Below are 21,206 nucleotides of genomic sequence, written 5' to 3'. Positions count from 1 at the left end.
ATACCTTTTAATTATTAAAGAGTTACCCAACAAGCACCGCTTTTATTTCAGATTTGATAGTGTCTGACTGCGTACCAAATATAGCCTGAAGATTATCGCCAACAACTAGTACCTCTTTGGCGCCGAGCTGCTTAATTGCGGCAATATCGGCATGCTGGATATCGTTCAGGCTGACTCGCAGTCGTGTGATACAAGCATCCACATTTTTAATGTTTTCCTTTCCTCCAAGCGCACTAACCAATTGATGTGCTAGCTCTGAACCGATTTCCGAAAGTTGACTCACCTCGGTTTCAGCGGTTTCTCGGCCTGGTGTCAGCAAATTAAGCTTACTGATCGTTAATCTAAACAAGCTGTAATACATTAACGCCCAGAGCGGGCCAATCAGTGCGAAAAGCCAAGCATTGGTCGACAGTGGATAATAGATAAGGAAGTCAATTGCACCATGTGCGAAGGTGACGCTATGGTGGATATCTAACGTCGTGACGAGTGCAAAACCGATCCCCGTTAAGACACAATGCATGGCATACAACACCGGCGCGACAAATAGGAAAGAAAACTCCATCGGTTCGGTAATACCCGTCAGCCAAGATGTTAACGCTGCCGAAGCCATAATCCCGCCAACCAGTGCGCGTTTATCAGGGCGAGCTGAGTGATAAATAGCTAATCCCACCGCCGGTAACGCCCACATTGAGTACAAATAGCCTCCGGCTAGATTGCCGGCAGTAGGGTCACCAGCAAGGTAGCGCTGAATTTCACCGGTGATCACTTTGCCGCTTTCAGGGTCGACATATTCCCCCACTTCAAAGAAGAAAGGCACGTTCCAAATGTGGTGCAAGCCAAAAGGAATCAAAGAACGCTCAACAAACCCGTAAATACCAAAAGCTGTGGTTGGGCTTTGATAAGCCGCCCAGTGCGAAAAACTCTTGATGGCGCCGCCAATGGGAGGCCAGATATAGCTGAGCGCAATACCAAGAAATATTGCAGCAATACCCGTAACGATAGGGACGAAGCGTTTTCCGGCAAAGAAGCCCAAGTACTCAGGAAGCTGGATGTTATGAAAACGATTAAACAAATAGGCTGCTACAGCCCCAATCATAATCCCGCCGAATACCCCAGTATTAAGACTAGGGATCCCGATGATCATCGCAGGCTCAATGCCGTGGATGTTAGCCATTACCCCTAAGGTTGCGGTCATAATGGCAAAGCCAACCGTCGCCGCCAGCCCAGCCGCACCATCGTTGTCTGATAGACCCAGAGCGACACCAATCGCAAAGATAAGTGCCAGATTGCTGAATACGGCATCGCCTGACATGGCCATGATTTCAGAGACACTATCCGGTATCCATGCGAAGTTAGCAGAACCGATACCGAGTAATAGACCGGCAACAGGTAATACGGCCACAGGCAGCATCAAAGAGCGCCCTATCCGTTGTAGTAATCCAAACGCGTGACTAAACATGTAATGTTCCTTTTTTATGTAGAGACATACACACGATAAAGAAAAGCGTCTCTCCCAAGGTTACAAAAGCCTATGAGTTTGTAAGCAGGCTGTTACATACCAACGCCTACCGGTGTGGCAATATCAGTTTGCACCAATAGTTATCTCGTTTTAATTGAGGTATACACAAGGTATTGGTGAAAAACACAGGAACGTGCAAGATGAAAACCATCCTGGTTGTGGATGACAATCAATCGCTTAGAGATGCACTCACCGATTACCTAGGGCGTGCTGAGTTTCATGTTCTTACTGCCAGTGACGGTGAGCAAATGTGGGCGCACTATCAAACGCACGCACCGGATCTCATCATTCTCGATATTATGCTGCCGGGCGATGATGGGCTAACGCTATGTAGCCAAATTCGCAAACACTCAAATGTCCCTATCATCATGCTCACGGCTGTGACAGATGAAGCTGATCGTGTTGCAGGGCTGGAAGTGGGCGCCGATGATTACATTACAAAAACCTTTAGCCCACGTGAGCTACTGGCACGAATTAAAGCCTTATTGCGGCGTACACATATGACCCAATCATCCGGTGTCGGCCATAAAGTCACTTTCGCCGGATGGACGTGTGACCTGCTGAAGCGTCAATTAGTTAGCCCTCACGGTGAGTGCAAACAATTGTCTGGCGCCGACTTTAATCTGATCAGCTTAATGCTAGAAAAACCCAATCAGCTTTTGAGTCGAGATGATATTGCCCGCTGCATTTGGGGTCGAGATGCAGAGCCATTTGAACGCGGGATTGATGTGCAAATCAGCCGATTACGTAAGCACCTTCACGACGATGAGCGTTCGCTCATTTTAACGGTAAGGAATAAAGGTTACATGCTCGCCACTGATGTCATCGCGACAGAGGTGCATTGATGCGTACGCTTGCGCTATCGTTGTTCACCTCCATTCGATTTCGTATTGGCGCGACTTTATTGATCGTGATTGTTATCGCCCAACTGATCGCAGGGTTGATTTGGTACCAAACCAGTGCGCAAAAGGAGCAAGAGAGTCTACAGAAAACGGTACAAAGCCTAACCAGTAATGTTGCTGATACTTACAACTATTTTGAGGCACTTCCCGTCAGTTATCGCTACCTCATCTTGAACCAAATACGAGAGATGGGTGGCACACGCTTCTTTATCTCCATCAACCAACGCAAATTAGATGTTGGGTTACCCACGCAAACTGCGCGTACCGCCATGATTTTAGAACAAGCATCAACGCGGTTGTCTAAATCAGTGCGCCACGCGCAACACATTGATGTTGCGTTAAGCCGACGCCAAGACCTCCAAGTGTTTAACTCAGGTATTAAGCTTGAGGCATTGCCTGCTATTTGGGCCGACTACAGCTTAGCCTTAGGCGATCTGGATTTACCTATCGTTGTGGTACAGATCCAAATGTCACAAAACGAATGGTTTTATCTCGCGGCAACGCTACCTGTCCCCTTCTCTACCTTATCGCCACAGTTTATTGACCAAAAACAGCTGGTCTTTTTGGGGATATCCTCATTACTCCTTGTCTTTTGTACGGTCTGGTTATTGCGATTAGAAATTCGTCCAATTCGGCGACTGGCTAAAGCCGCGACGCTGATGAGCGGACAGCTATATGTCGAAGAAGTACAAGAAGAAGGCAGTAAAGAAACACGTGCTGCTGTGCGAGCATTTAATAAAATGCAGCGACGTATACGCGCCTATATCCGCGACCGCGAAATGCTATTCGGGGCCATATCACACGATTTAAAGACGCCATTAGCATGCCTGAAATTACGCACGGCAATGTTGGAAGAGGATGCAGAGCGGCAAAAATTTGAGACCGTGTTGACTGAATTTGATGTGTTGTTAGAGGGCGCCTTGCAGTGTATTCGTGAAACTGACATCCATGAGGAAATTGAATGGATTAATTTGGTCGACACGCTTGAACAATGCGCAGCGTACTACAACCGCAGTAAACATAAGGTTCAGCTTTCGCTACCAGTTGAAAGCCGATTCTTGGGTAAACCCCTTGCGATTAAACGATGCCTTTATAACGTCATCGACAACGCGATTAAATATGGTGGCTCCGCTGAAGTTGGTCTTTACGACGATAATGACAAGGTTGTTATTCAGGTGCGCGATTTTGGCCCGGGCTTGGAGACAAAGTGGCAAGAAAAAGTCTTCGAACCGTACTTTCGCGTTGATGCAAAAACACATCTCGGATCCGGGCTAGGCCTCACCATTTCCCGCAGTATTGCTCGAAGCCATGGCGGCGATCTCTATGTACAAAACCACCCCCAACAAGGGCTTATTGTCACCATTCAGTTGGCGTGTGAACTATGAAAAAATACTTGCTTACCCTTTTATTCGCAGCCGCTTTCCCCATTAACGCAGCACAGTCCACCGTAGCATCTGTTGAATTTCTGCATTGGTGGACATCAGCAGGTGAAGTCCGCGCTGCCAACATCGCTAAACAGGCGCTTGAGGAGGCTAATGTTCACGTCGAACAGCAGGCAGTTCAAGGTGGCGGCGGGGATACGGCAATGTCTATTTTACAAGCTCGCGCAATTGCGGGCACACCGCCAACCATCGCTCAGCTCGAGGGGCCCGCGATCCAGTCATGGGCAGCGCTGGGTTTTCTTTACGACCTAGAACAGTTAGCCAATCAAGAGCATTGGCGCTCGCAGCTCTATCCTATTGCGCGCGCGGTCAATCAATTTGAAGGGAGATTTGTGGCAACGCCAGTGACTATTCATCGATTAAATTGGATGTGGGTGAATCATGACGTGCTTCGTCAATACAGCCTATCGCCACCTGACAACTGGGAAGCACTAATCGATACATTTAAAACCTTAAAGCGTCATAATGTGCAACCGCTAGCCATCGGCAATGATCAATGGCAAATCGCCTTACTGTTTGAAAACCTCGCTTTTGGCTACGGCGGTGCGGACTATTATCGACGTGCATTTATGGATATGGATGAGCATACACTGCGGAGCGCAACCACATTTGAGGTTTTAAGTTTGTTCCGAGAGATTAGCCGCCTCATCCAGCCAACGATTTCTCACATACGCTGGGATGAAGCAACTCAGTTGCTGATTGAAGGCAAACACGCATTTCAGTTTTCTGGCGATTGGGTATTGGGAGAGCTATTGGCCAAACATGTAGCGGCTCCAGAAGCAATCGGCTGCTATCAAGCCCCCGCCAAGCACACCGGTTTTATTTACAATATGGACAGTTTCGCGCTCTTTAATAGCGCGCGCAGTAGTAGAAAAACGGCCAATACGCTCGCTCGCGCCTTATCATCCAAAGCATTTCTTACTGCTTTTAATCAAGCAAAAGGGGCACTGCCCGCTCGTAAAGATATCGACCTAAGCCAGTTCAACCCGTGCTCTCGCCAAGCCCATCATGATATGGAGCAAGCAGAACAAAACGGCCGCTTGCTTCCAAGTACAGTTGATTCAATGGCTGTAAGCCCTATCGTTCAACAAGCAACGACCAGTGAGATCTATCGGTATTTTAATGATGAAAGCATTGGACCAGAGGAATTTATTCTGCGCCTTGAAAATATACCGCGGGGAAAATGAATGGCTACTTCTTGCTTAAATCCAGCTTTCCGCTGAATACAGTCACGGCTTGGCCTTGTAGCAACACATGATCGTCGCTAAGCGTCATCTTGATATACCCACCGCGCGCGGACGCTTGATAACCGATAAGCTGCTTTTTACTCAGTGCTTGAGACCAATAAGCTGCCAGCGCACAATGTGCGGATCCTGTCACTGGGTCTTCGTTCACCCCCACCCAAGGGGCGAAGTAGCGAGAGACAATATCGACCGTGTTATCAGGGCTTGCCGCAGTCACCACCACGCCACGTCCGGGCTGCGTATTTAGCGCCGCAAAATCAGGAGACAGCGCTTTTACATCATCTTCAGAATCAACCACCAATAACTCTTTTTCGCCAAAACAATAACTCGCACTGATACCAGAGCCATGTAGACCCAAGGCTTCTAGCCGCGATGGGTTTGGCGTTACTTCTGCAAGCTCAGGAACAGGAAATGCCATCGCTATCCCCTCGCGTTTTACCGTCACCTCAAGAGGCCCAGACTGCGTATAAAAAGTGACATTGTCACCCATTTTGACGTCACCACGCTCAGCCAAAACATGTGCTGTGGCGAGTGTGCCATGACCGCAGAGTGCGACTTCTACTGTCGGTGTAAACCAGCGTAAGGACATGGTATCTAAGGCAAGAAATGCCGTTTCAGAGACCGCCATTTCCTCGGCAATAGCCAACATGGTTGCTTCATCTAACATGGACGCCGAGATACACACCCCTGCCGGGTTTCCCTGAAACAATGACGCACTAAAGGCATCAACCTGATACATATCCACAATCACGATTTCATTCCAAGCCGGCGACGCAGCGAATGATACATTTCCATGATAAAGGTCGTAAAGCCAACGATAGGATCGTGTTGAATGTAATCCTCGATTGCATTGAGATTAATCTGGCGGAATTTTTCAATCGCAGTCTCCGCACAATCAGCAATAATCACATCTCCTTCGATGATCAATCCCTGCTCTAACAATGCTTCTTTTTCAGCAAGATAGCTGGGGGATTCCTTGATCAAGTAAGTAAACTGGTCACAGTTGTTAGGCTGACAAAAAAAGACGTATTGGTTCATCGTATATCCTTATCGTTTTTTAGGTAGTGAGCGAGACGACACCACTGCTGGGAAAAAGGCAGAAAATCCTGATGAGGAATAAAGCGCTTTGCAGCAACATTATTGTGTAAGTACACCTGCTCTAGCGGCCAAATATGATGATCCGCATATATACCCCAAGCTCTGGCTCCATCTATCAATTCCTCGCCAGTCAATGGTAATTGCGACATATAGCCACCAATAAAGGCACTTGATAGCACAGGATCCATTTGAAACATATATGTACATGCACGAATCACATCATAGGCACGTGGCATATTCTGCAATAAATCCCAATCGATCAGCCCTGACACTGCACTATACCTATCGAAAAAGAGATTAGCCTGATGGTAGTCGCCGTGAATTAGCTGACGCTGAGTGGCTATTTTGTATTGGTGCACACTATTTTTATTCGCTAAGTAGTTGTGCTGTTTTTCAGCACGGCGCATTGCCCAGTAGTTGTCAACACTGGTAGGTGCCTGACGAATTCGTTTGATGATCGTTTCCAGTTTGAGTAGCCACGCCTCTTTTTCCCAACTAAGGGTAATAGACGGAAAGGCGCTACCATCATGCTGAACAAGCGCACTATGCACGAGTGCGAGCGCAAAACCTGCCGATTTAGCCTGAACTGACGAGAGTTTACTCATAGAGTTCCCATGAGCAGCAGGGTACAGCGCGTAAGATGCACCATTAAATTTGATTAACGTTAACGCTTTGTCCGTGAAGCAAGGAGCAATCACAAACGGCAGCTGGACCGCTAACGAGCGCTGAATCTGATGAGACTGTAAGATTTGCTCGTCAGTTAAGGTTTGATAACAGCGCAGAAAGTAGGTATACCTAGCATGAATCTTGTACGTAACATTCACTGCCCCGCATTCGATTTTTTCAATAGACGAGCACTGACCGATGTAAGGCCAATGCATTAACAGTCTATGTAAATCTTTAGCATTGATGAGTAGCCCTCCTAGCTCCGAAAGTCTGTCATTAACGGCGCGCTTTCACTGCTTCTGCATACAACGCTTTTACTCCATCTCCTAGAACTTCGATTTGAACATCGTCAAACATCGCCGCATCAAGATATTGCAGTGTTCTTTTCGGCGTGAGTTTTATCGCACCAGCAGGCTTGTTACCGTACATTTTGATATAACGATACATGAGTCCAATCTGCTGGAATAAACTCATGCTGTATTGGGTTATGCTCATCACAATCAGCCGACCACCAGGTTTTAATACTCGCTTTGATTCAAGTAGTGCTGCTACCTCAAGTACTACCCCGAGGTTGTCTAACTCAGCAAGTTTCGATTTTACTGTGTCTATAATGGCCTGCCCAACAACGTAGGTATTTCTCTGCTCGAAGCTATCAGAAAATGCTTCCCACTTATTTACATTTATCATGCTATTACCCTTCTAACTAAGGCCGGAGGCCGATGAAGATTTAATAGCTCAACAAAGCGTCAGTGAAACTTTGCCTACTTAAAGTGCGAAGGCATTATGCAACTTATTATCTAAGCAATATACCACGGTATTTTAGTGAGATGGTGTACCCATCACTCATTTTAATATGCACGAAGTGTAATTATCTAGACACACATCAATAACAAAAAAGGAGAGCCGAAGCTCTCCTTTCTCAGCAATTCTTTACTGTAAAAATTACAGTGAAGCTTTCGCTTTTTCTACCAGCACAGAGAATGCTGCTTTGTCATATACCGCGATATCGGCAAGGATCTTACGATCGATTTCGATAGATGCCTTTTTAAGGCCGTTAATCAGACGGCTGTATGACATACCGTTTTGGCGAGCCGCAGCGTTGATACGTGCGATCCACAGTTGACGGAATTGGCGTTTCTTCTGGCGACGGTCACGGTAAGCATATTGACCAGCTTTCGTTACCGCCTGAAAAGCTACGCGGTATACGCGTGAACGCGCACCATAGTAGCCTTTCGCTTGCTTCATTACACTCTTGTGACGTGCACGAGCTTGTACACCACGTTTTACGCGAGCCATTGTGTCTCTCCTAAACTAAATAAACTAAAACTAAAAACTTATGCGTATGGCAGCATGCGAGCTACTTGCGCGGTTTCGCACGCTGGTAGGATCGCGTTTGGACGCAGCTGACGCTTGTTCTTAGTAGTACGCTTAGTCAGGATGTGACGTTTGGTTGCGCGCTTGTACTTGAAGCCACCAGCAGTTTTCTTGAAACGCTTAGCAGCACCTTTGTTGGATTTCATCTTAGACATGATGAATAACTCCGCATTGTGTTAATAACATAGCAATTTGGCGAACAAAACGGCCGCACCTTTCGGCGCAGCCGATCGTTACTTGGAAGCCAAAATTACTTCTTCTTAGGGGCAAGAACCATGATCATTTGACGGCCTTCGATGCGTGAAGGGAAGCTTTCTACTGAAGCGATTTCAGCAGTGTCTTCTTTCAAGCGGTTCAGCACGTCAACACCGATGCTTTGGTGCGCCATTTCGCGACCACGGAATCGGATTGTAACCTTGACCTTGTTACCCTCTTCAATGAAGCGAACCAGGTTGCGTAGTTTTACCTGATAGTCGCCTACATCTGTACCAGGACGGAATTTAACTTCCTTAACCTGAATAGTCTTTTGTTTTTTCTTCTGCTCTTTCGCAGCTTTACTCTTCTCGTAAAGGAATTTGCCGTAATCCATAATACGACAAACCGGCGGCTCAGCGTTCGGACTGATCTCGACCAAATCTAAGCTTTCAGCTTCCGCTTTCGCAAGCGCTTCATCAAAGGGTACGATACCGAGTTGTTCGCCGCTGTCATCAGACAATCGAACTTCTTTGACACCACGAATTTCGTTGTTTAGACGATGAGCGTTCTTCTTTGCCGGGGCTTTTCTTGCGCCTTTAATACCTTATTCCTCCACAATATTGAGTGTTCGATCTTGCACTTCTTGCTTCAATTGAGCTAAGAAATCATCAATCTTGAATTTACCCAAATCTTTACCTTTACGGGTCCGTACTGCGATTTCACCAGCTTCCATTTCTTGGTCACCACAAACCAGCATATACGGAACACGCTTCAGAGTGTGTTCGCGGATTTTAAAGCCAATCTTCTCGTTTCTCAAGTCCGCAGATGCTCTAAATCCAGCTTTTTGCAGTTTTTTCGCAATCTCTTGCACATAATCAGCTTGGTTATCCGTGATATTCATCACAACCGCTTGCTGTGGTGCGAGCCATGCAGGGAAGTGTCCTGCGTATTCTTCAATAAGAATACCGATGAAACGTTCCAATGAGCCCAAGATAGCGCGGTGGATCATCACTGGCGTATGGCGTTCGTTATCTTCGCCGACATAAGTGGCGCTCAAACGCTCTGGTAGAGCAAAATCGAGTTGCACCGTACCACACTGCCAAGCGCGATCGAGGCAATCATGCAAAGTAAACTCAATTTTCGGACCATAGAACGCGCCCTCACCTTCTTGAACTTCAAATGGAATATCCATTGAAGTCAGTGCTTGGTTTAACGCCTCTTCGGCACGATCCCACATTTCTTCTGAGCCAACACGCATTTCAGGACGTGTAGACAGTTTGACTTCAATGTTCTCAAAGCCAAATGTTTTGTAGGTATCGTAAACCATTTCGATACACGCACTTACCTCTTGCTGAACCTGCTCAGGCGTACAGAAGATGTGGGCATCGTCTTGGGTAAAGCCACGCACACGCATGAGACCGTGCAGTGCACCTGAGGGCTCATTTCGGTGACAGCTACCAAATTCCGCCATACGCAATGGCAGATCGCGATATGACTTCAAGCCTTGGTTAAAGATCTGCACGTGACCAGGGCAGTTCATTGGTTTGAGTGCATATTCACGGTTTTCAGAGTTAGTGGTAAACATGTAGTCAGCGTACTTGTCCCAGTGACCAGAACGTTCCCACAAGATACGGTCCATGATTAATGGGCCTTTAACTTCCTGATAATCGTACTCAGTCAGTTTGTCGCGAATAAATTGCTCAAGCTCACGGAAGATCGTCCAGCCATTGTGATGCCAGAATACCATCCCGGGCGCTTCTTGCTGCATATGGTACAGATCAAGTTGCTTACCCAGTTTACGGTGATCGCGCTTCGCGGCTTCTTCGAGACGCACTAGGTGTGCTTTAAGTTGCTTTTTATCCGCAAATGCTGTGCCGTAAATACGCTGCAGCATTTTGTTGTCGCTGTTACCACGCCAGTACGCGCCCGCTACGTTCAAAATTTTGAAGTTCTGACAAAAGCTCATATTTGGCACGTGTGGGCCACGACACATATCAATGTATTCTTCGTGATGGTACAAGCCTGGACGGTCGTCGCGTGATACATTCTCATCCAAGATTTCCATCTTGTATGACTCACCGCGCGCTTCAAACGTATCGCGAGCTTCTTGCCAGCTGACGTTTTTCTTAACGACTTGATATTTGGTTTTCGCCAGCTCTTTCATGCGTTTTTCAATCGCATCGAGATCGTCTTGAGTCAACGACCGCTCAAGATCGATATCGTAATAAAAACCATTGTCGATGGTTGGACCAATCGCCATTTTGGTTTCTGGGAAAAGCTGCTTAATCGCGTGACCTAACAAGTGGGCACACGAGTGACGGATGATTTCTAAACCGTCTTCATCTTTCGCAGTAATGATTTCTAGCTGTGCGTCAGTTTCAATAAGGTCGCAAGCGTCAACACGCACACCATCTACACGACCGGCAATGCACGCTTTGGCAAGGCCTGGGCCAATATCACTGGCAACATCAAAAGTAGAAACGGGGTGGTCAAAAGCACGCTGACTGCCGTCAGGGAGGGTAATTACAGGCATTGATAACAATCCTTCTCAGTGGTGCCACACACCAAGTGGCACATGAATGTATTTCACGGTTTGAGAATAACCGCGCAGAATAAGTAAGCGTCGATTATGAAGATACCGCTTTTGTGATGCAAGTCATCCCCTCAATTAATTCCCTTTTCTTTTCGTCCTTATCAACCTATTTGCGCCTGCCAGTCACTTGATTTTGTTATAAACTTCATCAATGCTCATTTGTATACACAATAAACAATGAAAGGATCACGCATGGCCAAAGCGCCCCGCTTTCAGCAAATCAAAGACTACATCGTAAATAAGATTGAGCAGCAAGTGTGGCCTGTGGGCGCGCGTATTCCTACTGAGCATGAGCTCTGCGCGCAGTTTAATGTAAGTCGCATGACAGTGAATAAAGCGGTACGCGATTTGGTGACCGAAGGCCGGCTTGAGCGTACACCGCGACTAGGCACATTTGTTACGCAACCCAAAGCAGAATCGCCGCTAATGGATATCCGCAACATTGCTGATGAAGTAACGGCGCGAGGCCAAACCTATCATAGTGATATTCGCACCCTAAAACGGATATCGGCCTCTGCAGATGTCGCGATGCGCCTCGGTGTCATGCTTGGCACTGACGTCTTTTTTAGTGAGATAGTGCACTACGCCGATAATGTCCCTCTGCAGCTAGAGCAACGGTGGGTTAATCCTGCATTGGCCCCCGATTATCTGCATCAAGACTTTAGTCAACACACGCCCAACGAGTACCTGTCGCAGGTATGTCCAGTAAATACCATTGAACACACGGTAGAAGCGATCATTGCCTCGGATTCGGTCCGTCAGGCGCTAGCGATGAAAGCCGACGAGCCGTGCTTGTTGCTGCATAGGAGAACATGGAGCCAACAATCATTGGTCAGTGCGGCACTACTCTACCATCCCGGCACTCGTTACAAGCTGACTTCACGCACCGATCGATAATTAGATCGAATCGATCACAAAACCTTTACATCCCCTCTTGTACCCAACCACTTATTTGTCTATACATTTGTATAGACATTTAAAGAGGTAGTAAGGCATCACCGATGAGAAAGGTATATACCCACGCCAAATTAGTGACTATGGCCACCGATGTTTATGCATCTGACGGTTACAGCTGCCAAGACAACCAATCTATCGCGGTCGAAGACGGCAAGATTGTCGCCCTTGGACACGACGCTGAAGCGCTGGATTGGCCCTCCCAATCACTGAATGGCAAGTTAGTGACGCCGGGGTTCATCGATAGCCATACCCATTTAGTTTTTGCAGGTAACCGCGCCGGCGAGTTTGAACAGCGCTTAAACGGTGTGCCATATCAAACTATTGCAGCTCAAGGTGGTGGCATTCTGTCGACAGTAAAAGCGACACGAGCAGCCAGTGAAACAACCTTATTGGAACTGGCTTTACCGCGCGCCAATGCGTTGATACGTGACGGCGTCACAACAATTGAAATCAAATCCGGTTATGGGCTCACGCTGGAAGACGAGCTCAAAATGCTACGTGTCGCGAAATCAATAGACCAACACTTACCGGTCAATGTATCAACGACGCTATTGGCCGCACATGCACTGCCACCTGAATACCGTAATGATGCAGATAGCTACATTGATTTTGTCTGCCACGCCATGATTCCGGCTGTGGCAGAACAACAACTGGCAGATGCTGTTGATGTATTCTGCGAGAATATCGCGTTCAGTGTCGAGCAAGCAGAGCGTGTTTTCGCCGCCGCCAACGCTCATGGCTTAAAAGTAAAAGCACATACCGAACAACTTAGCGATCTGGGTGGCAGTGTCGCTGCGGCCAAAGCAGGCGCTTTATCCGTGGATCATATTGAGTATTTGTCAGAGGCCGATGTGCAAGTCCTCGCTGAATACGATACCGTTGCGACGCTGCTACCCGGTGCGTTTTACTTTTTGCGTGAAACACAGCAGCCTCCGATTGCCGCTCTTCGTGAAAGCCGGGTCCCTATGGCACTTGCCACCGACTTTAATCCCGGCACCTCACCGTTTGCGTCACTCACGTTGATGATGAATATGGCATCAACCTTATTTGGTTTAACCCCCAAGGAAAACTTATACGGCGTCACACGCCATGCCGCGCAAGCATTGGGATTATCACACAAAGGACAAATCGCTGTCGGGTTCGATGCCGACTTAGCCGTATGGGACTGTGAAACGCCAGCCGAGCTCAGCTACATGGTCGCTACCGCCCCACTACTTGGCCGTATCGTCAATGGTGATTGGTATGATGAGCAAGGAGTCCGAGGATGAAACATATACCTGCCGATATGTCGCTCTGGCAAGGACGTACCGACCCTGAAGATGGCGAGCGCGGCCTGCGTTTGCATCAACATATTCAAGCACTGAGTGACGGAAGTTCGCACGCTGGGACTGTCTTATTTGGCTTTGCGTGTGATGAAGGTGTCGCGCGCAATAAAGGCCGTCAAGGCGCGGCGCTGGCACCGGATGCGATCCGTCAAGCACTCGCGAACCTCGCTTGGCATCAATGTCCGCCATTATTTGATGGTGGCACTATCGCCTGTGACGACGGTGACCTTGTATTAGCACAGCAAAGCCTAAGCGCACAGATTGCGAATGTCCTTCCCCACCACAATGTACTAACGCTGGGTGGCGGGCATGAAACGGCGTGGGCAAGCTTTCAAGGCTTATCCAGTTATATATCGCGCCACTTATCTGAAAACAGCCAACGCGCTCCTAAAATTGGCATTATCAATTTTGATGCGCACTTTGACTTGCGTACGCCCCAAGGGCTGAGTCAGGAAGGTAGCTCAGGGACGCCCTTTGCACAAATTGCGCAGTTTTGCCAACAACGAGACTGGCCATTCCATTATGCTTGCTTGGGCGTCAGTCGCACTAGCAATACCCAAGCCTTATTTGATAAAGCAGAGCAGCTTAATTGCTGGGTCGAAGAAGACACCCAGATGCACACTGACGCACTGCCGGCACTCAAAACCAAGCTCACCCAATTTATCCAAGGGTGTGATTATCTCTACCTCACTCTCGACATGGATGTATTCCCAGCCGCAAGTGCACCCGGCGTTAGTGCGCCTGCCGCTTATGGTGTGCCCGTTCATGTCATCGAGCCTTTGCTCCAACAAATCTTTACCGATGCCCACCAGCAGGCCATCCGTATTCCTGTGTGTGACATCACCGAAGTGAACCCAAACTATGACCGCGACCAACAAACCAGCCGCCTTGCCGCACGCATGGCATGGTCAATGTTGCATGCATCGCCAACCCGTATCGACAATCAAGGAGAGTAACCATGACGGATCCACGTTTTGACTCACGGACCATCCAAGCACCAACAGGTACGAAACTAAACGCTAAAAGTTGGCTGACCGAAGCGCCTTTACGCATGTTGATGAATAACTTACATCCAGATGTCGCCGAGCATCCGCATGGACTGGTGGTTTACGGAGGTATTGGTCGAGCCGCACGCAACTGGCAATGCTATGACAAGATTGTCGAGGTGCTAAAACGCCTTGAAGATAACCAAACTTTACTAGTGCAATCCGGTAAACCCGTTGGAGTCTTTACCACTCATAAAGATGCACCTCGTGTTCTGATTGCCAACTCAAACTTGGTGCCTCATTGGGCAAATTGGGAACACTTTAACGAGCTCGACAAGCAAGGCTTGATGATGTACGGCCAAATGACTGCAGGAAGCTGGATCTACATTGGCTCGCAGGGCATTGTGCAAGGCACTTACGAAACCTTTGTTGCGGTTGCTAAAAAGCACTTTGGCGGCGACGCCAAGGGACGTTGGATCTTAACGGGTGGTCTGGGTGGCATGGGTGGCGCTCAGCCACTTGCTGCAACCATGGCGGGCTTCTCGATGATTGCGGTTGAATGTGACGAAAGCCGTATTGATTATCGCCTGCGCACTGGCTACGTCGATCGCAAAGCAACATCACTCGATGAAGCGCTTGGAATGATTGAAGACGCCAAACAGTCCGGTAAGCCCGTCTCTGTCGGTCTATTAGCCAATGCTGCCGATATCTTCCCAGAACTTGTGGCACGAAACATCGTCCCTGATGTAGTTACCGATCAAACGTCAGCGCACGACCCTCTAAACGGCTACTTGCCGCAAGGCTGGACGATGGAGCAAGCCGTCGCACAACGAAAAGAAAACGAATCTGAGGTCGTCAAAGCGGCAAAAGCATCGATGGCAGTACAAGTTAAAGCCATGCTTGAACTCCAATCTCGCGGTGCGGCAACTCTAGATTACGGCAACAATATTCGCCAAATGGCATTAGAAGTGGGCGTTGAAAATGCGTTTGATTTTCCGGGCTTTGTCCCTGCGTATATTCGTCCTCTGTTCTGTGAAGGTATTGGGCCATTCCGCTGGGCAGCATTATCCGGCGATCCCGAAGATATCTATAAAACTGACCAAAAAGTAAAAGAGTTGATCCCCGATGATCCGCATCTACACAACTGGCTAGATATGGCAAAAGAGCGTATTCAATTCCAAGGGTTACCTGCGCGCATTTGCTGGGTCGGCCTTAAAGATCGGGCACGCTTAGCGTTGGCTTTCAATGAGATGGTAAAAAGTGGCGAACTCAAAGCGCCTATCGTGATCGGCCGAGACCATCTGGATTCTGGCTCGGTTGCCAGCCCTAACCGTGAAACCGAGGGCATGATGGATGGCTCTGATGCTGTCTCTGATTGGCCTTTGCTCAACGCGCTACTTAATACCGCATCAGGCGCGACCTGGGTGTCACTTCACCACGGTGGTGGCGTCGGCATGGGCTTCTCGCAACATTCAGGCGTCGTGATTGTCTGTGATGGTACAGATGACGCCCATGCACGTATTGGTCGTGTGCTCCATAACGACCCTGCAACCGGAGTGATGCGCCACGCTGACGCGGGGTATGACATCGCGATTAATTGTGCCAAAGAACAGAACCTAGATTTACCGCTGCTGGATATTCCTAACCAGCCGCTGCGCTAAGGAGAGCAAAATGACCACATTGACGTTACAACCGGGCGAGCTCACGCTTGCCCAGCTACGCCAAGTGAGCCGTGAACCGGTAAAAATTGCATTTGCAGATGGCATTGAATCCACCATGAAAGCAAGCACAGACACAGTTGCAGAGGTCCTTGATCAAGGACGTGTGGTTTATGGCATCAACACCGGGTTTGGCTTGCTTGCTAACACCCGTATCGAACTTGATGATTTGGAAACACTGCAGCGCTCCATCGTATTATCTCACGCAGCTGGCATTGGCGAGTTTATGGACGATGCCACAGTACGATTGATGATCGTGCTCAAAATTGCCAGCCTTGCGCGCGGCTATTCGGGTATTCGCTTTAGCGTCGTCGAAGCCTTGGCAGCACTGATTAATCACGAAGTGTACCCTTGTATTCCCAAGAAAGGCTCTGTTGGCGCTTCAGGCGACCTCGCGCCTTTGGCGCATATGAGTACTGTTTTATTGGGTGAAGGCCAAGCACGCTACAAAGGCGAAGTGATCTCAGGTGAAGCCGCGCTCAAAATTGCCGGACTGTCCCCGATCACGCTTGGGCCTAAAGAGGGCCTTGCACTACTTAACGGTACGCAAGCATCCACGGCATTTGCACTAGAAGGCTTGTTTGAAGCCGAAGATTTGTATGCTGCCGCCACTGTGTGTGGTGCCCTATCTGTCGAAGCGGCATTGGGAAGTCGCCGGCCGTTTGATCCTCGCATTCATGCTGTACGTGGACATCAGACGCAAATGGATGCCGCCGCTGCCTATCGTCATCTACTGGGTGAAACCAGTGAAATTGGCGATAGCCACCAAAACTGTGAAAAAGTACAAGACCCATACTCGCTGCGCTGTCAGCCGCAAGTGATGGGCGCGTGTTTACAGCAAATTCGCCACGCTGCCGACGTATTGACCACCGAAGCCAATGCAGTATCTGATAATCCTTTGGTTTTCCCAGAAGATGGTGACATCCTCTCTGGGGGCAATTTCCATGCTGAGCCGGTGGCGATGGCAGCGGATAACCTCGCATTAGCCATTGCAGAGATTGGCAGCTTATCTGAACGTCGTATGGCCCTACTTATCGATAGCAATCTCAGCAAGCTGCCTGCATTTTTGGTTAACAATGGTGGCGTTAACTCGGGCTTTATGATCGCGCAAGTCACCGCCGCCGCGCTCGCAAGCGAAAACAAAACCTTAGCGCACCCAGCCTCGATTGACAGCTTGCCCACATCGGCCAACCAAGAAGATCATGTATCTATGGCTACCTTTGCCGCCCGTCGCCTCAAAGACATGAGCAGTAATACACGTGGGATCCTCGCCGTTGAGTTGCTTTCTGCTTGCCAAGGTATCGACTTCCGAGCACCGCTGCAAAGCTCAGAGAAATTGGAGCAGGCGAAGGCGGAGCTACGTGGCGTCGTGCCTTTTTACGACAAGGACCGTTACTTTGCCCCTGATATTGAAAAAGCAAATGCACTCCTCCAAACAGGCACCTACAATCGTCTGATGCCTGCTGGCGCGTTGCCAAGTTTGCATCAATGATTTGCGCGTTATCTACATAATCTAACCATGAGTGAAACGGCCCTGTCCTAACGAATCGTGTTAACACACGCATAACTAAGGATTTGGGTCGTTTTTTATATAAAGTGTCGCCATCTCCACAGATATTGGGCGAAATCATAGGCTAATATATAACCAATCGCTGTTACTTCCCCCTGACCTCGATGTAACGGAGTCGCTTATGTGGCATGCACTGTCGGTTCACCTTTCAGATCAACTCAATATTGATTTTGAAATCACAGAGAAAACGCCGGTTTCTGGCGGTGATATTCACGACGCTTATTGTGTCAGTGACGATAAAGCACAGCGGTTCTTCGTTAAAATTAATGAACGCGAATGCCTACCCGTTTTTGAGGCCGAAGCAGAAGCACTGCGACAACTGGCTATCAGTGAACAAATACAAGTGCCACAGGTCCATTATGTTGGCCCAGTGAAAGATCAAGCGGCATTAGTATTAAGTTATCTCCCGATTAAACCTCTCGATGACACCCAAGCCTATCTACTGGGCCAACACCTCGCTCGCCATCACCGTTGGGGCGAACAGGTTGAATATGGGTTTGATGATGATAACTACATCGGCATGACGGAGCAGCGTAACTGCTGGCACCGCAAATGGTGTCAGTTTTTTGCTGAGCAACGGATTGGCTGGCAGTTGCAACTTGCTGCCGAAAAAGGCCTCCATTTCGGCGACATCGAAGCCATCATTCAAGGGGTAAAACTCGCTTTAGCGGGCCACACTCCCAAGCCATCTCTGCTACACGGTGATTTGTGGCATGGTAATGCCGGATTATCGGTGAACGGCCCAGTCGTGTTCGACCCTGCCAGTTACTGGGGCGACCGTGAAACCGATATCGCACTGACTGAGCTGTTCGGCGGCTTCCCTGAAAGTTTCTACAATGGCTATCACGCCGAATGGCCGTTAGATGAAGGCTACCAACAGCGTAAAGACATTTATAACCTTTATCATGTACTCAACCACGTAAACCTATTCGGCGGCCCTTATTTAACGAAAACAGAGCAGTTGCTGACAAAACTGGGACTGACGGTGTAGCATGCGCTATCCATGCATACAGATAGAGGTTGGCAATGTTATCTGCCGCAATTTTCGATATGGACGGCCTTTTGGTCGACTCAGAACCCTTCTGGCAACGCGCTCAAATCGATGTACTGAGCGAGCTAGGAGTTTCCATTAGTTTGCAAGACACCCGTGACACCACTGGTGTTCGCATCGATGAAATTGTAAAACACTATGCACGTACGCAACCTTGGCAGGGCCCTTCAAATGCCGAGGTTAGAGAGCGTATCGTCGCGCGTGTGGTCGAATTGGTTCAGCAAGAAAAACCCATGATGCCGGGCGTGAAAGAGGCATTGGCCATTTGTCGCCAAGCCGGACTTAAAATCGGGCTTGCGTCTTCGTCTCCCCTGTCGCTCATTCACCCAACGCTAGATGCATTAGGGTTAAGTGATCAGTTTTCTATTATTGAATCCGCCGGTGATTTAAAGCACGGAAAACCCCATCCAGAAGTCTACCTGAATGCCGCGCAAGCACTAGACGTTGAGCCTGAGCAATGTATTGCCTTCGAGGACTCATTCACTGGTCTGCTCGCCGCCAAAGCGGCCTCGATGAAAACCATTGTAGTACCCGCCGCTCACGAATGGGATGATCCACGCTTTGTCATTGCGGATCACAAACTTGAGACTCTTGGCGACTTTACCTCGGAGATGCTGTAACACCGATATCGTTCATGGGCATTTCCATAAGGCGGCATTGGCCGCCTCTTTTATTTCCATCACTTTACCACCTCCCTCAGCACCTCGATACACTTTATCCGAGGAGGACCGCGCCTCATCATATCTTCTATACTTATCAAGAAAGCCTTATTGGAGAGAAAGTGACGTCCCATCATGAGGAGGAATAATGAAAGACATCACTGACCGGATCGTGAGCTGCCCCCATTGTGGACACCGTTTTGATATTACGCTTGACTTAAGCGGCGGAAACCAAGAGTTCTATGAAGATTGCCCAAATTGCTGCAATGCCATTCACTACAATATGCAGATTGATGAGTTGCATAAAACGGTCAATTTATTTGTCGATGCAGACGACGAGCAAATCTTTTAACGGATAAGACGCGCTCGGGCCTATCTAACGCGACACACTCAGCGTTGTCCCGTCTGTCAGAAATACAGGCGCCGTGCCGAGTTTTGCTTTCTCTTTCACCGCTCTAGCACGTATAATCTCCCTCGTATTATCTGTTCCCTCCTTCCCTTTTAGACAACCGTGTTGAGGCAGTCGTGCAGCAGTATCGTGATGAAGCGAGCGCCATAATTAGGCTCAGTATTCCAGTGTTTATCGCGCAAATCGCGCAAACGTCGATGGGCTTTGTCGACACCGTCATGGCCGGTGGCTATAGCGCGACCGACATGGCCGCCGTCGCCGTTGCATCCAGTGTGTGGATGCCAGCTATTTTGTTTGGTATTGGCCTGTTGATGGCTATGGTCCCGATGATTGCTCAGCTTAATGGCGCAAGCAAGGACGACCAGATCCCCTATCAATTTCAGCAAGGCCTCTATATGGCGCTGTTTCTGAGTATTCCTATCGGATTGGTTTTGTATAAAGCTGGCGTCATCATCAACTTGATGGATGTTGAAGCTGCATTAACCGATAAAACAATCGGTTACTTACACGCCGTGATTTGGGCGGTTCCGGCCTTTTTGGTGTTCCAAGCGATTCGTAACCTTTGCGAAGGCATGTCGATGACCATTCCCGCGATGGTCATTGGTTTTATCGGCCTTGCCGCCAACATTCCGTTAAACTGGATGTTTGTGTATGGCAAACTCGGTGCGCCTGAGCTTGGCGGTGTCGGCTGTGGGGTCGCAACCGCCATTGTGTATTGGCTGATGGCCGTATTGATGTGGATTTATGTGGTATTCAGTAAAAAACTGAGCACCTTACAGCTGTTTGTTTCGCTTTATGCGCCTGCGTTTAAAGAACAAATCCGCCTGTTTCGCCTCGGTTTTCCTGTTGCCGCGTCACTCTTTTTTGAAGTGACCTTGTTTGCAGCCATTGCGATTTTGATTGCTCCGCTGGGACCGATTACCGTGGCCGCTCACCAAGTTGCGATTAACTTTTCGACCATGATTTTTATGCTACCGATGAGCCTCAGTGCAGCAGTCAGTATTCGCGTGGGTCATTTGCTGGGCAAACGCACCACGGTAGGTGCGGGCAATTCGGCCAAAATTGGTATTTGGCTTGGCGTAAGCACCGCGTGTATTACGGCTATCCTTACCGTTTGGCTCCGCGACCCCATCATCGCACTCTACTCGGATAATGTGGAAGTGGCGACACTGGCCTCATCCTTGATGTTATTGGCAGCGGTATATCAAATTACCGACTCTATTCAAGTGGTTGCCGCCGGTGCACTGCGTGGTTATAAAGATATGCGCGCCATCTTCCAACGAACATTGGTGTCTTACTGGGTGTTTGGTTTGCCACTCGGCTACGTATTAGGCATGACAGATTGGCTGGTACCGGCAATGGGCGCTCACGGCTTTTGGGTTGGGATCATTATTGGTATTTCCACCGCCGCCCTCTTGCTCGGTCTGCGATTGTTTTGGATGCGCAACCAGTCCTCTGAGTTTCAACTTGCCATGTCAGAACGCTAATCCTATCGCCC

General features: G+C 48.7%; 21 protein-coding genes. 12 read left to right on the top strand and 9 right to left on the bottom strand.

What is annotated here, in order from left to right; all coding sequences use genetic code 11:
• Positions 1 to 22 precede the first annotated feature (22 nt).
• Entirely contained in the window at positions 23 to 1,459 is a 1,437-nt protein-coding gene (gene ptsG / locus BGK46_RS05960) for a glucose-specific PTS transporter subunit IIBC (protein ID WP_069587647.1), read from the bottom strand.
• Between the two features lie 200 nt (positions 1,460 to 1,659).
• Here ptsG and BGK46_RS05955 point away from each other — a divergent pair, with 200 nt between their 5' ends.
• The 3 genes from BGK46_RS05955 to BGK46_RS05945 are packed head-to-tail and all read left to right on the top strand — an operon-like array spanning position 1,660 to position 5,050.
• Positions 1,660 to 2,364 carry a response regulator transcription factor gene (locus BGK46_RS05955; protein ID WP_069587646.1) on the top strand — a complete coding sequence of 235 codons (705 nt, stop codon included), beginning with the start codon at positions 1,660 to 1,662 and terminating at the stop codon, positions 2,362 to 2,364.
• Positions 2,364 to 3,806 (top strand): ATP-binding protein, encoded by a 1,443-nt coding sequence (locus tag BGK46_RS05950; protein ID WP_069587645.1) that lies wholly within the window; start codon positions 2,364 to 2,366, stop codon positions 3,804 to 3,806. Before BGK46_RS05955 ends, BGK46_RS05950 begins: the two co-directional genes overlap by 1 nt.
• Entirely contained in the window at positions 3,803 to 5,050 is a 1,248-nt protein-coding gene (locus BGK46_RS05945; protein WP_069587644.1) for an ABC transporter substrate-binding protein, read from the top strand. Before BGK46_RS05950 ends, BGK46_RS05945 begins: the two co-directional genes overlap by 4 nt.
• 4 nt (positions 5,051 to 5,054) lie before the next feature.
• Here BGK46_RS05945 and BGK46_RS05940 read toward each other — a convergent pair whose 3' ends face one another.
• The 8 genes from BGK46_RS05940 to thrS all read right to left on the bottom strand — a co-directional run bounded on the left by BGK46_RS05940 (position 5,055) and on the right by thrS (position 10,973).
• Positions 5,055 to 5,858 carry a PhzF family phenazine biosynthesis protein gene (locus BGK46_RS05940; RefSeq protein ID WP_069587643.1) on the bottom strand — a complete coding sequence of 268 codons (804 nt, stop codon included), beginning with the start codon at positions 5,856 to 5,858 and terminating at the stop codon, positions 5,055 to 5,057.
• Complete coding sequence (locus BGK46_RS05935; RefSeq protein ID WP_069587642.1) at positions 5,855 to 6,145, bottom strand: hypothetical protein; 291 nt, start codon at positions 6,143 to 6,145, stop codon at positions 5,855 to 5,857. The genes BGK46_RS05940 and BGK46_RS05935 overlap by 4 nt, the downstream gene beginning before the upstream one ends.
• On the bottom strand, positions 6,142 to 7,086 hold the full coding sequence (locus BGK46_RS05930) for a phosphotransferase (protein WP_069587641.1): 945 nt from the start codon (positions 7,084 to 7,086) through the stop codon (positions 6,142 to 6,144). The genes BGK46_RS05935 and BGK46_RS05930 overlap by 4 nt, the downstream gene beginning before the upstream one ends.
• Positions 7,087 to 7,147: 61 nt before the next feature.
• Complete coding sequence (locus BGK46_RS05925) at positions 7,148 to 7,558, bottom strand: hypothetical protein (protein WP_069587640.1); 411 nt, start codon at positions 7,556 to 7,558, stop codon at positions 7,148 to 7,150.
• Between the two features lie 255 nt (positions 7,559 to 7,813).
• Positions 7,814 to 8,167 carry a 50S ribosomal protein L20 gene (gene rplT / locus BGK46_RS05920; RefSeq protein WP_069587639.1) on the bottom strand — a complete coding sequence of 118 codons (354 nt, stop codon included), beginning with the start codon at positions 8,165 to 8,167 and terminating at the stop codon, positions 7,814 to 7,816.
• Between the two features lie 38 nt (positions 8,168 to 8,205).
• Positions 8,206 to 8,400, bottom strand: coding sequence for a 50S ribosomal protein L35 (rpmI, locus tag BGK46_RS05915; RefSeq protein WP_069587638.1), 195 nt, complete (start codon positions 8,398 to 8,400; stop codon positions 8,206 to 8,208).
• 95 nt (positions 8,401 to 8,495) lie between these two features.
• Complete coding sequence (infC, locus tag BGK46_RS05910; RefSeq protein WP_069587637.1) at positions 8,496 to 9,041, bottom strand: translation initiation factor IF-3; 546 nt, start codon at positions 9,039 to 9,041, stop codon at positions 8,496 to 8,498.
• A 3-nt stretch (positions 9,042 to 9,044) separates the two neighbouring features.
• Positions 9,045 to 10,973, bottom strand: coding sequence for a threonine--tRNA ligase (gene thrS, locus BGK46_RS05905; RefSeq protein ID WP_069587636.1), 1,929 nt, complete (start codon positions 10,971 to 10,973; stop codon positions 9,045 to 9,047).
• 252 nt (positions 10,974 to 11,225) lie between these two features.
• Here thrS and hutC point away from each other — a divergent pair, with 252 nt between their 5' ends.
• From hutC to BGK46_RS05860, 9 genes are all read left to right on the top strand, one after another.
• Positions 11,226 to 11,930, top strand: a complete 705-nt coding sequence (hutC, locus tag BGK46_RS05900; RefSeq protein WP_069587635.1) for a histidine utilization repressor — start codon at positions 11,226 to 11,228, stop codon at positions 11,928 to 11,930.
• Positions 11,931 to 12,034: 104 nt separating this feature from the next.
• Positions 12,035 to 13,258 carry an imidazolonepropionase gene (hutI, locus tag BGK46_RS05895; protein ID WP_069587634.1) on the top strand — a complete coding sequence of 408 codons (1,224 nt, stop codon included), beginning with the start codon at positions 12,035 to 12,037 and terminating at the stop codon, positions 13,256 to 13,258.
• Positions 13,255 to 14,271, top strand: coding sequence for a formimidoylglutamase (hutG, locus tag BGK46_RS05890; protein WP_069587633.1), 1,017 nt, complete (start codon positions 13,255 to 13,257; stop codon positions 14,269 to 14,271). Before hutI ends, hutG begins: the two co-directional genes overlap by 4 nt.
• A gap of 2 nt (positions 14,272 to 14,273) precedes the next feature.
• Positions 14,274 to 15,962 carry a urocanate hydratase gene (gene hutU / locus BGK46_RS05885; RefSeq protein ID WP_069587632.1) on the top strand — a complete coding sequence of 563 codons (1,689 nt, stop codon included), beginning with the start codon at positions 14,274 to 14,276 and terminating at the stop codon, positions 15,960 to 15,962.
• A 10-nt stretch (positions 15,963 to 15,972) separates the two neighbouring features.
• Positions 15,973 to 17,511: a histidine ammonia-lyase gene (gene hutH / locus BGK46_RS05880; protein ID WP_069587631.1), complete on the top strand. Its 1,539-nt coding sequence runs from the start codon at positions 15,973 to 15,975 to the stop codon at positions 17,509 to 17,511.
• A gap of 199 nt (positions 17,512 to 17,710) precedes the next feature.
• A complete protein-coding gene (locus BGK46_RS05875; protein ID WP_069587630.1) occupies positions 17,711 to 18,580 on the top strand; it encodes a fructosamine kinase family protein in 870 nt (289 codons plus the stop codon).
• Between the two features lie 35 nt (positions 18,581 to 18,615).
• Positions 18,616 to 19,260: a hexitol phosphatase HxpB gene (gene hxpB / locus BGK46_RS05870; protein ID WP_069587629.1), complete on the top strand. Its 645-nt coding sequence runs from the start codon at positions 18,616 to 18,618 to the stop codon at positions 19,258 to 19,260.
• Positions 19,261 to 19,447: 187 nt separating this feature from the next.
• On the top strand, positions 19,448 to 19,651 hold the full coding sequence (locus BGK46_RS05865; RefSeq protein ID WP_069587628.1) for a CPXCG motif-containing cysteine-rich protein: 204 nt from the start codon (positions 19,448 to 19,450) through the stop codon (positions 19,649 to 19,651).
• 173 nt (positions 19,652 to 19,824) lie between these two features.
• Positions 19,825 to 21,195: an MATE family efflux transporter gene (locus BGK46_RS05860; protein ID WP_069587627.1), complete on the top strand. Its 1,371-nt coding sequence runs from the start codon at positions 19,825 to 19,827 to the stop codon at positions 21,193 to 21,195.
• Positions 21,196 to 21,206 lie beyond the last annotated feature (11 nt).

Origin of the sequence: Salinivibrio sp. SS2, assembly GCF_001722075.1 — a bacterium.
GTDB lineage: Bacteria > Pseudomonadota > Gammaproteobacteria > Enterobacterales > Vibrionaceae > Salinivibrio > Salinivibrio proteolyticus.
This window is presented reverse-complemented; position numbering and strand designations above follow the sequence as displayed.